Origin of the sequence: Pseudomonas sp. NPDC087598 (assembly GCF_044743525.1) — a bacterium.
Classification (GTDB): Bacteria; Pseudomonadota; Gammaproteobacteria; order Pseudomonadales; family Pseudomonadaceae; genus Aquipseudomonas.
On record NZ_JBIUWQ010000059.1, the window covers coordinates 1 to 13,997 of the forward strand.

Below are 13,997 nucleotides of genomic sequence, written 5' to 3' on the forward strand. Positions count from 1 at the left end.
GGTAGTGTGGGGTTTCCCCATGTGAGAGTAGGTCATCGTCAAGATTAAATTCCGAAACCCCAATTGCGAAAGCAGTTGGGGTTTTGTTTTGCCCGCAGAAAAGTTTTTCCTCCATTCCCGGAGGGTCCAACCGTCGCCAGAGCTGCCATTGGGGAAAAACGTTCTGAAGTGACCGGGCAGTTTTTGGTATGGTGCAGCTCGTTTTTTCACGGACTGATGTCATGCCTATGGATCGGCACTCATTTATGTCAAAGAGTTGCTGTAGAAATGCCTGAGCCAATCCCGATCAAGGATCACGAAAAAGAGACGCGCCTGGTCAACAAGCGATTGATTGCTTGCGCCTTGTTCGTCTTCGCCATCAGCTGTGCCCTGGTGGTGCGGTTGTATATCCTGCAAGTGGTGGAGTTCGACTACCACTCGACCATCTCTGAAAACAATCGCGTACATGTCCTGCCGATTCCGCCGACACGCGGACTGATCTACGATCGCAACGGCGTTCTATTGGCCGATAACCGCCCCAGTTACAACCTGATCTTCACTCGCGAACGTGCAACTGACGTCAACCAGGAGCTAGACGAAGTTATCAACCTCCTGCACCTTCCCGCCGAAGACCGCACGGTGTTCGACAAGGCGATGAAGCAGTCCCGGCATCCCTTTACGCCCGTGACACTGTTCTACGAGCTGACGGAGGAGCAGATCGCCGTGCTGGCGGTCAATGAGTTCCGCTTGCCGGGGCTTGATGTCGAACCGCAGTTTGTCCGGCATTACCCGCTCGGCATGCATTTCGCGCATTCGATCGGTTATGTCGGTCGGATCAACGAGAAAGAGTCGAAGACGCTCGATTCGGTTGAATATCGCGGCACCCAGTCCATCGGCAAAACCGGCATCGAACGCTTTTACGAAGAACAGCTGCACGGTCACGTCGGTTACGAAGAGGTGGAAACCAATGCCCAAGGCCGTGTCTTGCGAGTGCTCAAGCACACCGACCCGGTGCCGGGTAAAAACATTGTCCTGAGCCTCGACGTCAAACTGCAGGAGGCGGCCGAAGCCGCTCTGGGTGATCGTCGTGGTTCAGTCGTGGCGCTCGATCCGTCCACCGGGGAAGTGCTGGCGATGGTCAGTAACCCGAGCTTTGACCCGAACCTGTTTGTCACCGGAATCAGCTCCAAGGAATATTCGGCGCTGCGCGACTCCATCGACCGGCCGCTCTTCAACCGTGTGCTGCGCGGCTTGTACGCACCAGGCTCGACGATCAAGCCGGAAGTGGCCATCGCCGGGCTCGATGCCGGGGTCGTCACGCCGCAGACTCGAGTGTTCGATCCGGGCTACTACCAACTCCCGGACTTCGATCACAAGTACCGCAACTGGAACCACAGTGGCGACGGCTGGGTAGACATGGACGCGGCGATCATGCGTTCCAACGATACCTACTTCTACGACCTTGCGCACAAGCTGGGTATCGATCGACTGCACGATTACATGGCCATGTTCGGCCTTGGCGAAAAAGTGTCGCTGGACATGTTCGAAGAATCTCCCGGGCTGATGCCATCCCAGGCCTGGAAGCGCGCAACGCGGCGACAGGCGTGGTTCCCGGGCGAGACGGTAATTCTCGGCATCGGTCAGGGCTATATGCAGGTGACGCCGCTGCAACTGGCTCAGGCCACTGCGTTGATCGCCAACAAAGGCGTGTGGAACCGTCCGCACTTGGCCAAAACCGTCGATGGCATCGCACCGGTCGACGAGCACCCGATGCCGAATATCCTGCTCAAGGATCCGCGCGACTGGGAACAGGTCAACCATGGTATGCAGATGGTGATGCACGATGCCCGCGGCATTGCTCGTGCGGCAGCGGCAGGGGCGCAGTATCGTATCGCCGGCAAGAGCGGCACAGCGCAGGTCGTCGCGATCAAGCAGGGCGAACGCTACAACCGCGAAAAGACGCTTGAGCGCCATCGCGACAACGCCTTGTTCGTCGGCTTCGCACCGGCTGAACATCCGAAGATCGCGATTTCGGTGATGATCGAGAACGGTGAGGCCGGCGGTCGTGTGGCCGGTCCCGTCGTGCGGCAGATCATGGATGCCTGGTTGCTCGATCAGGATGGCCATCTCAAGCCGCAATACGCGGCGCCGAGCAAAGCGCCGGGTGATCCGCACGTTTAGCCGGTAATCGCTTCCCGGCACAGGCCGCGCCTGTGCCGGGAAGCTGCCATCGAACTACTTGCAGCTATAACCTTCAGGCATCGTCACTGTGTAGTTGCGTTGCACACGGTCGTGGAAGTCTAGGTTCTGCAGGCCTTGCTCCACCAGAAAAGCTTCGACCTTGGCCGCCTGGCAGTCATCGTTGTAGGACGAAGCCCGAAGCAGGTAGACCGCACGCTTGCTCACTTCATCCCGGGCAGTGGCGGTGAAGGTGCTGAGGGTGGTGTAACCGGTTCGCTCCGAAGTCCCTACTGGGCCATAAGTAGTGTTTGGCTTGCTCGTACAGATCAGCCGATCGTCTTTTTTCTTAGTGTTCTTGCACACGGTCGAGGTACTGGTCGGTACCTGCCCATAATCGGTGGCGGTGTAGCGGTAAGTCACCTGTCGACTGCCAACATCGAGGCTGAGTGTCATTTTGATCGGTGCATGGTTTTTCGGCAGGCTGGCGTCGGTATAGACCTCCTGGAACCCCCTGTCTTTCAGCGCGTTGACCATGTCGCGAAGATAGTAACGGGCGTTAAGTGCGTTTTCATCGCTGCCGCCTGCAGAGGTCACCAGTACAGTGGCCTTGCGGTCGAATTGATAGTCCGGATCGGGTGTTGCGTTGAGTGCCACGTCTATTTGTGTGGCGCAGCCGCTGAGTAACGCTGTCAGCAACAACAGCGCGCAGAGGAAATAACGGGTCATGCAAAAGCCGCCTTGCAACTAAGGATTGAATAAGAGTTAAACGGTTGGCCCCCGCAATAAACTAATCACGGGCATAAAAGAAGGGTCAGTCTTTTTGATATTCCAGCAGATCGCCTGGCTGGCAATCGAGCGCAGCACAGAGCTTGTCCAGAGTTGCCATCTTCACTCCCTTGACCTTGCCATTCTTCAGTAATGACAGATTAGCCTCGGTGATACCCAGTAGAGCGGCTAACTCTTTGGAGCGAATTTTTTGCGTGGCCATGACAACGTCAAGGCGGACGATAATGGTCATTATATTGTTCTATATGTATTGGCTTTGCTCATCGCTGAGGACTTTTGCATCACGCATGATAATTGAAAACAAACAGAGCAAAACGCCTTTGATAATCTCGTAGGCGGACGTGGAAGACAGGCCGATCGAGAATTTGAAAATGCGTTCTCCAGCAGGCAGGTCTATGGACAGCGCCAAGCCTTGCAAGGTTTCTACCAGCGGATAGGTTGCAGGGGAAACGATGCACAGCACACCCACGCGCCACAGGACTTTGATATTGCGATCGGTCCAGGTTTCGCCACGCGACAGGCGCAGGAAAAACAAGCCCGTGAGCCATAACGCGTAGACCGATAGCAGAACGGGCAGGAAGTCCAAAACGACGATCAGTGCAGTGGCCAGTGGCGATAGCCAAGTGGCAGGATCGAGCAGCGCACCTTCGACAAACGGATCAAGCAATTGTGGCGAGCCTTCAGCGAAGGCGTAGAGCAGGGCCGCGAGCATTTCATCCATTTTGAACATCCACAGCGTCGCGCTGCCGCCGACCTCAGTGACGCCCAGAACCCAGACAAGAATCGCTGCCAGCAGTCCAACCCAGTGCATGCGTTGCAACGCCACGCCATCGATGCGAGTACTCATGAAAATTCCTTGCCGTGTCAATTTTGATGACTGATTTTCGATGTTTAATTATCGAATTGCAATAATTTATTATGATAAAGCTACGTCACCGATCTTTTCACTACGCGACTGAACCATAATCAGGCATCGAACCGCCTGCCGGAAGCCAATTGCCCTACGGTGCTTGCCATCGCCCTGACGTTAACGTAAAGATTGGTGCCAGGGCGCTGAAATCATAAAAGCGCAAAGCGGACCGCTCCGGAGCGCTTGATGACTCTAATAAAAACCACTGATCCCAAGTCCCGTCACGAAGCCCGGCTCGCCCGGGAAAAGCTCCATCTCGAAGGCCAGGTGCCCGACGGTGTGTTGCGTGCGGAGATCGATGCCTCGTGGCGGCGTAGCCTCAGCCACGGCGTGCATTTCAATGGCAAGCATGAGTTGGCGCTGGAATCGAGCGCCAGCCTTGATGTGCTGCTGGCGAGCAATCGTCTGTTGATCGACGCGGCGATGCCGGCGATCGATTACCTTGCCGAACGGCAGGGCAAGGAAGGCCTGATTATCCTCGCCAATTCCGACGCGACCATTCTCGCGGTCGAAGGGCGTGCCGATCGGCTCAAGGGCAGTGGCCTGCAAGACATCACCCTCGGCGCCTGCTGGAGCGAAGCGGCGCGTGGCACCAACGCCCTCGGCACGGCGCTGGTCGAGGCCCGGCCGACGCTGATCGATTGCGGCGAACATTACCTCGATCGCCTCACTGATTTTTCCTGCACCTCGGTGCCGATCCATTGTCCGCAAGGCGAGATTCTCGGCGTACTCGACTTGACCCGTGAAGGCCCGCTCGGCCGTGTGCATGACAGCACCGCTTTGCTGAGCATGGCGGTCAGTCAGATTGAAAGCCGGGTGTTCAACAACAGTTTCCCCGAGCAGATCGTGTTGGCGTTTCACAGTCGTCGGCAGTACCTCGAATCGCCGTGGCAAGGCTTGCTGGCGGTCAGTCTCGGCGGGCAGATTCTGGCGGTCAGTGCGCAGGCCTGTCAGTTGCTGCGGGCCGAGCGTTCGGCATTGGTCGGGCGTCGTTGCGAGGAGTTTCTTGGTGTCGATGGCGTGCAGTTGCTGACCCGTCTGCAACAGGGCGGCGTCAGCAGTCTGCAAACCGCCAAGGGTGAATTCTTCTACAAAACCCTGCGCGCCCCGGCCCGCTCGGTCAATCTCGGCGGGCCACCGCGCAGCATCGCGAAAGCCGCCAAGGCGCCACCGGATCTCGATGCACTGGCTGGCAGCAACGTCCGCTACGCTCGGGCTTTACGCATGGCCCGGCAAGGTCTGGCCAATGAGCTGCCGGTGTTGCTGCTCGGCGAAACCGGTACCGGTAAAGAAGTCATCGCCCGCGCCTTGCACATGGCCGGCAGCCGCTGCGACAAACCCTTTGTGGCAGTGAACTGCGCGGCGATTCCCGAGGGCCTGATCGAGTCGGAACTGTTCGGCTATCGCGAAGGGGCATTCACCGGATCGCGGCGCGGCGGCATGATCGGGCGTCTGCAACAGGCCCACGGCGGCACACTGTTCCTCGACGAAATCGGCGACATGCCACTGGCCTTGCAGGCGCGGCTGCTGCGGGTGTTGCAGGATCGCAAAGTGGCGCCACTGGGTGCTGGCGAAGAGCAGGACATCGATGTCGCGCTGATCTGCGCGACCCACCGCGACCTGAAAATGCGGGTCGCCGACAAACAGTTCCGTGAAGACCTGTTCTACCGTGTCAACGGCATCAGCGTGATGCTTCCGGCCCTGCGCGAACGCGATGATTTCGCCGCGCTGGTCAGCCGTCTGCTGAGCAAACTCGACGCGCCGGACGTGGTGCTGCATGACGACCTTGATCGCTTGCTCGCGGGTTATCACTGGCCGGGCAACATCCGCCAACTGGAGATGGTCTTGCGCACGGCACTGGCCATGCGCGAACCGGGCGAAACCATGCTGACCCTCGATCACTTGCCCGACAGCATGCTCGACGAACTGAGCGCCAGCGAGAAGCCCCAGGCCGGTAGCATTCGCGAGAATGAACTGGAGATGATTCGCCAGTCCCTCGACAGCCATCAGGGCAATGTCTCGGCCGCCGCCGACGCCCTCGGCATCAGCCGCGCGACCCTGTATCGCAAACTCAAACAGTTGCGCTCCTGATGCAGCGCCTGATAACCCGGCTGATCGACAGCCGTGATCCCGCCGCCACGCAAGCGGCGCTGCGTTGGCTGTACGGTTTCGTGCGTCCGCAGCGTTTGGCGATTGCCGGTTTGCTTGGGCTGTCGGTGTGCGCCTCGCTGCTGGTTCTGGTGCAGCCGTGGCTGGTGAAATTGCTGATCGACGATGGTCTGCTCGCGCGCAATTTTTCGATGCTGGTGATGATTGCCGTGCTGATGATTGGCGCCGGGCTGCTCGGCACGGCGCTGTCAGGAATCAACCGCTATCTGCACACGCGCCTGTCCGGGCGAATTCTGTTTGCCCTGCGTGATGATCTTTACCGCCACCTGCAAACCTTGTCGCCGAGCTTCTACGGGCAACGGCGAATCGGTGATCTGATGTCGCGACTCGATGGCGATGTCGCGGAGATCCAGCGCTTTGCTGTCGACTCGTTGTTCTCGGCAGTTTCCAGTGTGATCGGGTTGGTGGTGGCGATTGCCATGCTCTTCACGCTGTCATGGCAACTGTCGTTGCTGGCACTGGTGCTGATCCCGCTCGACGTGCTGTGGCTGCGCTGGATGCGGCGCAAGGTCGAGCGCGATGTGCGGCAGTTGCGCGAGCGCTCGGCGGACATGTCGTCGTTCATGGTCGAGACCTTGCCGGTGATGAAGTTCATCCAGTCGGCCGGCCAGCAGCAGCGTGAAGCGCGTCGGCTGGAGAGCTTGGGGCAGGGCTACATGAACCAGTTGCTGCGCCTGCAAGTCACCGAGTTCTTCACCCAGGCAGTGCCCGGTACGCTGACGTCATTGTCGCGCGCCTGCGCCTTTTTGATCGGCGGTTATTGGGTGGTGCAGGGCACTTGGCAGTTGGGTGCGCTGATCGCGTTTTCCACTTATCTGGGCATGGCGGTCGGACCGGTGCAGAGTCTGCTGGGTCTTTACGTCGCGATCCAGCGCATGACCGTCAGCCTTGGCCGGGTCATGGAGTTGCGTGGTGAAGAGCCCACCGTCCGTTCACCCTTCGCGCCACAGCCATTACCGCATTCCGGTGAGCTGCGCTTCGACAACGTTCACTTCAGCCATCCGGGGCGGCCGAGCACTCTGAGCGGTATCGAGGCGACGATTCCTTACGGTTTGAAAGTTGCCTTGAGTGGCGGCTCCGGCGTTGGCAAATCAACTCTGATCGATCTGCTGCAACGCCATCACGATCCGCAGTCCGGGCGGGTGTTGCTTGGTGAGGTCGATTTGCGTGAACTGGACCTGTTCGAACTGCGTCGGCGCATTGCCGTGGTCAGTCAGGACATTGTGCTGTTTCGCGGCAGCCTCGCCGACAACCTGGCTTACGCGGTGCCGGATGCCGGTCGCGAGGCGATTGCCGAAGTGGCGCGGCTGGCACAACTCGACAGCCTGATCGCCTCATTGCCGGAAGGCCTCGACAGTCCGCTGGGCGAACGCGGCCAGCAGTTGTCCGGTGGGCAAAAACAGCGCATCGCGATTGCCCGGGCGCTGTTGCAGGATCCGCTGATTCTGGTGCTCGACGAAGCGACCTCGGCAGTCGACGAAGCCACCGAACGCGAAGTGATCGAAGCCATCGACCGCTTGTTTGCCGGACGTACGCGGATCCTCATCAGCCACCGATCGTCGACCTTGGCCGACGCCGACCTGCGCTTCGAGCTGCTCGACGGCGTCCTCACGTCGAAAGCGGTGTTGCATGAAGCCTGAGTTGCGCATCGGCGTGGTCGACAGTGGGCACTCAGCGGCGCAACGCGTGCAGGTAATTGCCGGGCGGCGGTTCTGGCTGCTGGAGGATGGCCTGGCCGAAGCTGACTTGCGTGACGATCCATTGGGCCATGGCAGCGCGGTGATTGAGGCGATCAGTCGTCGAGCACCCGCCGCGCAGATTTGCGTGGCGCAGGTGTTCGATCAGCGCGGCGTGACCAGTGCGTTGCAGATCGCCACGGCCATCGATTGGCTGGTGACGCAGGAGGTGCGGCTGATCAATCTGAGCCTGGGGCTGCGCCAGGACCGCAGCTTGTTGCGCGAGGCCTGTGCGGCGGCGGTGGCGCGTGGCGTATTGCTCTGCGCGTCGAGCCCGGCGCAGGGCGCGGCGGTGTTCCCGGCGAGTTATCCGCGAGTATTGCGGGTGACGGGGGATGCGCGTTGCACCGAACAACAATGGTCGTGGCTCGACAGTGCGCAAGCGGATTTCGCCGCGTGTGTGCATGGCACCTATCCGGGTCAGTCGGGGGCCAGCCTGGGCTGTGCGGCGTTGAGCGGGCACATCGCCGGATTCTTGCTGGAACATCCCGAGGCCAGCAACAGCGAAGTCATTGAATGGCTGAAACAGCGCGCCCGCTATCGTGGGCCGGAACGGCGGTTCGGGCCATGACGGCAATCGTGATTCTCGGCGCAGGGCCGGCGGGGGCGGCGGTGGCCTTGGGATTGCGCCGGCTCGGCCATGACGTGACGCTGATCAGCGAATGGCGACGCTTTGCAGCGCTCGAAGGGGTGTCACAGCGGGTGCTGGAAGCCTTGCGTGGCGTGGGTCTTCATCAAGCGCTGACAGACGCGACAGTGCCGTCACAGCGGCAGGTGAACTGGAACGGTCAGCAGCATGCGCAGAACATCGAGTTTTTACTGGATCGGCCGACCTTTGATCGCGGTTTGCGTGAGGCCCTGCGCGACGCTGGCGTTGAGCTGATTGAAGCGCGGGCGCTGAGCGTGCGGTCCTCGGCGAGCGGGCACCGGATCGCGCTGGCGGGCGGCGCGGTGGTGCACGCGGACTTTCTGGTGGAGGCACGGGGTCGCCAGGCCCCGGCGCTCGGCAAAGGCGTGCGCGGGCCGGAGACGGTCAGCCTGCTCAATCGCTGGCAAGGTGCGCCGGGCACGACCGCCAGTGCTGTCGAAAGCCTGGAGGATGGCTGGGCTTGGATGGCACGGCGTGTCGACGGGCAATGTTATTGGCAGTGGACGGTGGACGTGGCCAGCGCGGATTTTCCGGGCAAGGCACGGTTGCTCGATTACTGTCGCCAACGTCGTCAGGCTTCAGATTTTGCCCGGGCGTTTTTTGCTGATGCGAGGGAAAACGATCTGCAACTGCGTGCCCGCAGCAGTACGGCGATTCTGGCAAGCCGAGTGTGCGGCGATAACTGGATACGTGTCGGCGATGCGGCGATGGCGGTGGACCCGTTGTCGGGCAACGGGATTTTTCAATCGCTGTCCTCGGCGTTACAGGCCCCGGTGGTGATCAACACGTTGCTGCGCAAACCCGAGCGGACGGCGTTGGCGCAACGCTTTCATCAACAGCGTCTGGAGCAGTTGTTTCTGCGTTTCGCGCGCATTGGCCGGGACTTTTATGCCGATGAGCAGCGTTGGCGCGATCAGCCGTTCTGGCAGGCGCGGCGGCAGTGGCCGGATGCTCAAGTCGCGCATGCCGAGGCGGACTTTGCGGCATTGCGGATTGAGCGGATGCCGGTGTTGTGTGACGGGTTTGTCGATGAGGCCGAGGTGGTGGTTACGGCGGATCAGCCGTTGGGGATCTGGCATGTGCAGGGTGTGGAGGTGGCACCGGTGCTGCGGCGGCTGCGTTCCGAGCCGGTCGATTCAGTGTTGGCCGGGTTGAGTGAAGAGCAGGATAGGATGATCAGGGGATGGTTGTTGAGTCAGGGGTATCGGCCCTGACTGTGCCTTCGCGAGCAGGCTCGCTCCCACATTGGATGTGGTCAAATGTGGGAGCGAGCCTGCTCGCGAAAGCGGCCTCAAGCGTGGCGCAATTACAGTTTGATCAACACCGACTTCAACTCCGTGTAATGCTCAATCGCCGCATAGCCCATTTCGCGTCCAACCCCCGACATCTTGTACCCGCCAAACGGCAACGCCGGGTCCAGCGCGCTGTGGCAATTGACCCACACCGACCCCGACTTGATCCGTGGAATCATCCGGTGCACCGCCGCCAGATCGTTCGACCAGATGCTCGCGCCCAGTCCATAGGGGCTGTCATTGGCCATGCGCAGCGCATCCGCCTCGTCATCGAACGGGATCGCCACCAGTACCGGCCCGAAGATCTCTTCCTGCACCAGCGAGTGCTTCTGATCAACGTCGACAATCACCGTCGGTTTGACGAAGAACCCCGGCCCGAACTGCTCGCCGCCACAGGCAATGGTCGCGCCGCTTTCCCGACCCATTTCGATGTAGTTGTAGACCCGCTCCTGCTGGCGCGCGGAAATCAGCGGGCCCATGTCCACGCTGGGATCGAGACCGTTGCCCAACTTCATGGCGTTGGCGATATCACTGATGTCCGCCACTACATTGTCGAAATGCTTGCGCTGCACATACAGCCTGGAACCCGCGCAGCAGACCTGGCCCTGATTGAAGAAAATCGCACTGGCCGCGCCCGCCGCCGCAGTGTTCAGGTCGGCGTCGGCCATGACGATGGTCGGTGATTTACCGCCCAGTTCGAGGGTGACGCGGGTCATCGAATCCATGGCGATCTTGCCGATCTGCTTGCCCACCGCCGTGGAGCCGGTGAAGGTCAGTTTGTCCACCAGCGGGTTATGCGTCAGTGCCGAGCCTGCGGTAATACCGGTGCCGGTCACCACATTGAACACGCCTTCCGGATAACCTGCCTCCAGCACCAGCTCCGCGAGTCTCAGAGCGGTCAGTGGGGTTTCATCGGCGGGTTTGAGGACGACCGTGCAACCGGTGGCCAGCGCCGGGCCGAGTTTCCAGCAGGCCAGCAGCAACGGGAAGTTCCAGGCGACGATGGCGCCGACCACGCCCACGGCTTCGCGGCGGATGAAACTGTGGAACTCATCGCCCGGCATCAACGGCAATGACACCTCGACGCTGGAGCCCTCGATCTTGGTCGCCCAGCCAGCCATGTAACGCAAGAAATCGATCGCCAGTTGCACGTCCATCACCTGCGCCACCGCCGCACTTTTGCCGTTGTTCAGGCACTCCAGCTGCGCCAGTTGTTCGGCGTCGCGCTGCATCAGGTCGGCAAGTTTCCACAACAGATTCTGCCGCTCACGCGGGCGCGTGCGGCTCCAGGCGGAATCGTCGAACGCCTGCCGCGCGGCGAGTACGGCACGGTCGACGTCATCCGGCGTGGCGCGGGGTACCACGCACAACACTTCACCGGTGGCGGGGTTGTGCAACGGCATGGTCTGGCCGTCGGCGGCTTCGACCCAATCGCCACCGATCAGCATGCGTGGTGCGCGTTGAATGAAAGCCGAGGTGGCAGGAAGTAGATACGGGAGGGACATGGCGAAGCCTCTTGTTGTTCGTTGTCGTTGAACAGGTCTTGGCAATGGCTGTGCCAGATACTCGAACGTCCTGCGCAGGCCCACCGTGTAAGGTGATGGAGGGATAAGAGGGCGCTTGGTGGAGTTCGGATTGTCGCAATTCGCGACAGCGGCTGAGACTCAAGATACTGATTTTCAGCGGTTTGAGGCGCTGACTGAAAGCAGCATCGGGCCTTCAATTAATGATGGCAAAGTGGTATTTCGCCAAGGGATAGAGTATTTAATGCCGCTTTATTGATTAGCCTGTGGGGGCATTGATGCAAGTTGGCAACATTTTACGTTCTGCGGCGCTTTTACTGGCGGGATCGACGCTGTCGGGATGCATCCACTTCACCCATGAAAGTGCAGAAGGCAAGCCTGCTTCCGATATCGCCACGATCAATCAGATCAATCCGGCGTTAACCATTGTCAGTGTCGATGGTGAAGGCACCTGGTTCTGGCTGAGCCGGCAATCCCAATACTTCATCGGGCCGGGCGTCCATCGCATCGAGGTACGCAGAGAACTTTACCAGCAGAGCTATACCGCGACGGTGGAAAGAACCGTGGAACTTGCAGCGGGCCGTACCTATGGGCTTGACGGCAAGTCCGGATACGGTCGGTGGGATTTCGAGATCCGTGATATTGAAACGGGACAGCGGGTTGATGTGCCCATTCCTGCGGCTGCGATTCAATGATTGAACTCAAGCCTGCGGTTTCTTTGCCGCAGGCTTGAGCGTATATCGGTCAGCCTTCCGTACTGGAGTACACCTTGTAACCACCTTTCCAGGTTTCGCAGACTTCAATGCCGCGAATGCCGGTGGCCGGGAAAGTTTCGTCGAGCGGGTCCTGCGCCAGAATCACGAAATCGGCGAAGTTGCCGTCCTGCAACGAACCAGTGAATCCATCGGCATGGCACTGCCAGGCAGCGTCATAGGTGATGGCTTTCAGTGCTTCCTGACGTGTCAGACATTGACCTTCGTTGAGCACCGGTTGCTGGCGCGGATCGTCGATGAAGTTGCCGAGGGTGTCGCGTATACCTTCCATTTTGCGTGTGACCGCCTGTTCCATCGACCGCAGCGGGCCAAGCGGGGTGACGGTGCAGTCGCTGTGCAGCGAGATACGCAGGCGATAGTCCAGGGCCAATTTGCACAAGTCGAGCATGTCGCTGGCCTTGTCTTCGAAAATTGCCTTATCGAAAACATAACCCCAGTAACCGACATGGCCAATCAGGAAGCTCGGCGAGATGCCCAGGTGTTGTAGGCGTTTGACGGTCTCCTCGGTCAGCAGTGAGCAGTGTTCGATGCGATGGCGTTTTTCCAGGCCGCTGCGGTTATCCAATGCGTTCTTATAAGCGTCCAGAGTGAAATCAATTGCCCGATCGCCGTTGGCATGGATCATTAATGGCCAACCGGTCGCCATGGCGTCGACCAGAAGTTCTTTATAGGCATCCGGCATTGTCTCGGGTTGCGGAACATCCTTGTCACACACGTTGAAGTTGCCCAACTCTGGCGTGGTCTCGCAGCAATAAGGCGTGTTCTGGTAGCCGGTCAGCCCTTGATTCGAGCCGTCGGAGATCAGTTTCACCCCGCCCTGGTAGAAATATCGGGCGGCCTCCTTGGTGACTGCGGTGTAAGAAGGCATGCCTTTTTTATACGTCGCCGCATAGCCAATCCGAACATTGCGCGGGTGTGTCAGGCCATAAGCCTCCAGCACGAGCTTGGAAATCGGATCGACCATGGCGTCGTACAACAGGGTTACACCGCGTTTTGAGGCTTGGTGAAAGTAGTTCTGCATCGGCCCGAAGAGTTTCAGCGAGTGCAGAATCTGTTTGATCGGGATCGACAGGATGGCCGGCAAAATACCTTTTTCTTCTTGCAGGACGCCTTGGGTTTTATCCATGAAGACCTGGAACGTCGGGTACTCCGTCAGAAACTCCTGATTGGCTGCACTCTCGTTCCTGTAGACGATGGTGCAAGCCGCAGTGTTCAGATAAGCCGTGTGCATGGAGGCGCTCATCATCAAGAGTGGGCGATCCTTGACCAGGCTGTCGAGGTTGCCGATCTCGCTGGAATCGCCTGCGCAACGGAACGTCGTCAGGTGGTTTTTCCCCTCTGCACTGAGCGTGAACGGCATCAGTGCTGGATCGACCATGTGTCCCAGCACCCAATTCTCGGGATCGGTGTGCTTGCAGTCGCCGATGATCCCCTGCAAATAGGCCCAGTCATACGATTGGCGCAACCGCTGCGTTTCTTTGTCGATCGGACCCAGATCCAGCCAGCTGTCCATGAGGCAGGACTGCACGATGTGAATGTGCGGCTCGATCAACCCCGGCAACAGGGTTTTGCCCGCCAGTGAGCGAGTTTTGTACTGGATACCCTGGGTGTCCATGCGGGCCTTTACATCGGCGAGGGTGCCCGAAGCGATGACGTCGCCACGGTGGATGCCCAAGGCTTCGACCTGTTCATGCATGTTGCCGTTTTTCAGAGGGTAGATTTTGCCGTCGGTGAAGATCAGCGATTCGCCGTCAGGCTCCGCAAGGGCGTTGGCTTTGCCTGCGAGGGTTGTGAGGTCGAGCTTGTGTTTTAGTGCATTCCAGACCGGATTTTCGCATCCGCAATGCGTGCAGTTATGACCATTTCCATTTGATCCCATGATGCTTTCCTCAGGTTTTCGGTGGTTTGAGGCTTGAGGCACATGTGTGCGAAAGCAAGCGTAGCAGGCACTTTGATATCGGACGGTCAGTCGTCGGCAACACTCGTTTCATCTCGCATC

At 59.5% G+C, this 13,997-nt stretch carries 11 protein-coding genes; 6 read left to right on the forward strand and 5 right to left on the reverse strand.

All coding sequences use genetic code 11. From position 1 onward, the window contains the following. The first annotated feature begins 267 nt into the window (after positions 1 to 267). Complete coding sequence (gene mrdA, locus ACIOWE_RS24595; protein WP_401396886.1) at positions 268 to 2,160, forward strand: penicillin-binding protein 2; 1,893 nt, start codon at positions 268 to 270, stop codon at positions 2,158 to 2,160. 54 nt (positions 2,161 to 2,214) lie between these two features. Here mrdA and ACIOWE_RS24600 read toward each other — a convergent pair whose 3' ends face one another. The 3 genes from ACIOWE_RS24600 to ACIOWE_RS24610 all read right to left on the reverse strand — a co-directional run bounded on the left by ACIOWE_RS24600 (position 2,215) and on the right by ACIOWE_RS24610 (position 3,793). Continuing rightward, a complete protein-coding gene (locus ACIOWE_RS24600) occupies positions 2,215 to 2,886 on the reverse strand; it encodes a hypothetical protein (RefSeq protein ID WP_401396889.1) in 672 nt (223 codons plus the stop codon). 85 nt (positions 2,887 to 2,971) lie between these two features. Further along, positions 2,972 to 3,178: a helix-turn-helix transcriptional regulator gene (locus tag ACIOWE_RS24605; protein ID WP_003226632.1), complete on the reverse strand. Its 207-nt coding sequence runs from the start codon at positions 3,176 to 3,178 to the stop codon at positions 2,972 to 2,974. A 9-nt stretch (positions 3,179 to 3,187) separates the two neighbouring features. After that, positions 3,188 to 3,793: a hypothetical protein gene (locus ACIOWE_RS24610; RefSeq protein ID WP_401396892.1), complete on the reverse strand. Its 606-nt coding sequence runs from the start codon at positions 3,791 to 3,793 to the stop codon at positions 3,188 to 3,190. A 249-nt stretch (positions 3,794 to 4,042) separates the two neighbouring features. On the opposite strand from ACIOWE_RS24610, the gene ACIOWE_RS24615 reads away from it, so the two are divergent. The 4 genes from ACIOWE_RS24615 to ACIOWE_RS24630 are packed head-to-tail and all read left to right on the forward strand — an operon-like array spanning position 4,043 to position 9,624. Then, on the forward strand, positions 4,043 to 5,947 hold the full coding sequence (locus tag ACIOWE_RS24615) for a sigma-54-dependent Fis family transcriptional regulator (protein WP_401396895.1): 1,905 nt from the start codon (positions 4,043 to 4,045) through the stop codon (positions 5,945 to 5,947). Continuing rightward, positions 5,947 to 7,665 (forward strand): ABC transporter ATP-binding protein, encoded by a 1,719-nt coding sequence (locus ACIOWE_RS24620; RefSeq protein WP_401396898.1) that lies wholly within the window; start codon positions 5,947 to 5,949, stop codon positions 7,663 to 7,665. The genes ACIOWE_RS24615 and ACIOWE_RS24620 overlap by 1 nt, the downstream gene beginning before the upstream one ends. Beyond that, positions 7,655 to 8,332, forward strand: coding sequence for a S8 family serine peptidase (locus ACIOWE_RS24625; protein ID WP_401396901.1), 678 nt, complete (start codon positions 7,655 to 7,657; stop codon positions 8,330 to 8,332). Before ACIOWE_RS24620 ends, ACIOWE_RS24625 begins: the two co-directional genes overlap by 11 nt. Next, positions 8,329 to 9,624, forward strand: coding sequence for an FAD-dependent monooxygenase (locus tag ACIOWE_RS24630; protein WP_401396904.1), 1,296 nt, complete (start codon positions 8,329 to 8,331; stop codon positions 9,622 to 9,624). The genes ACIOWE_RS24625 and ACIOWE_RS24630 overlap by 4 nt, the downstream gene beginning before the upstream one ends. 92 nt (positions 9,625 to 9,716) lie before the next feature. Here ACIOWE_RS24630 and ACIOWE_RS24635 read toward each other — a convergent pair whose 3' ends face one another. Then, positions 9,717 to 11,207 carry an aldehyde dehydrogenase family protein gene (locus ACIOWE_RS24635; RefSeq protein ID WP_401396907.1) on the reverse strand — a complete coding sequence of 497 codons (1,491 nt, stop codon included), beginning with the start codon at positions 11,205 to 11,207 and terminating at the stop codon, positions 9,717 to 9,719. A 296-nt stretch (positions 11,208 to 11,503) separates the two neighbouring features. On the opposite strand from ACIOWE_RS24635, the gene ACIOWE_RS24640 reads away from it, so the two are divergent. After that, positions 11,504 to 11,920, forward strand: a complete 417-nt coding sequence (locus tag ACIOWE_RS24640; protein WP_401396910.1) for a hypothetical protein — start codon at positions 11,504 to 11,506, stop codon at positions 11,918 to 11,920. 49 nt (positions 11,921 to 11,969) lie between these two features. Here ACIOWE_RS24640 and ACIOWE_RS24645 read toward each other — a convergent pair whose 3' ends face one another. Beyond that, on the reverse strand, positions 11,970 to 13,877 hold the full coding sequence (locus tag ACIOWE_RS24645) for an amidohydrolase (protein ID WP_401396913.1): 1,908 nt from the start codon (positions 13,875 to 13,877) through the stop codon (positions 11,970 to 11,972). Positions 13,878 to 13,997 lie beyond the last annotated feature (120 nt).

Excerpts from the sequence above, each read along its gene's own strand:
- ACIOWE_RS24640 (WP_401396910.1), top strand. The coding sequence starts at position 11,504 with ATGCAAGTTGGCAACATTTTACGTTCTGCGGCGCTTTTACTGGCGGGA.
- ACIOWE_RS24630 (WP_401396904.1), top strand. The coding sequence starts at position 8,329 with ATGACGGCAATCGTGATTCTCGGCGCAGGGCCGGCGGGGGCGGCGGTG.
- ACIOWE_RS24615 (WP_401396895.1), top strand. The coding sequence starts at position 4,043 with ATGACTCTAATAAAAACCACTGATCCCAAGTCCCGTCACGAAGCCCGG.
- ACIOWE_RS24620 (WP_401396898.1), top strand. The coding sequence starts at position 5,947 with ATGCAGCGCCTGATAACCCGGCTGATCGACAGCCGTGATCCCGCCGCC.
- ACIOWE_RS24600 (WP_401396889.1), bottom strand. The coding sequence starts at position 2,886 with ATGACCCGTTATTTCCTCTGCGCGCTGTTGTTGCTGACAGCGTTACTC.
- ACIOWE_RS24625 (WP_401396901.1), top strand. The coding sequence starts at position 7,655 with ATGAAGCCTGAGTTGCGCATCGGCGTGGTCGACAGTGGGCACTCAGCG.
- ACIOWE_RS24645 (WP_401396913.1), bottom strand. The coding sequence starts at position 13,877 with ATGGGATCAAATGGAAATGGTCATAACTGCACGCATTGCGGATGCGAA.
- ACIOWE_RS24605 (WP_003226632.1), bottom strand. The coding sequence starts at position 3,178 with ATGACCATTATCGTCCGCCTTGACGTTGTCATGGCCACGCAAAAAATT.
- ACIOWE_RS24635 (WP_401396907.1), bottom strand. The coding sequence starts at position 11,207 with ATGTCCCTCCCGTATCTACTTCCTGCCACCTCGGCTTTCATTCAACGC.
- mrdA (WP_401396886.1), top strand. The coding sequence starts at position 268 with ATGCCTGAGCCAATCCCGATCAAGGATCACGAAAAAGAGACGCGCCTG.
- ACIOWE_RS24610 (WP_401396892.1), bottom strand. The coding sequence starts at position 3,793 with ATGAGTACTCGCATCGATGGCGTGGCGTTGCAACGCATGCACTGGGTT.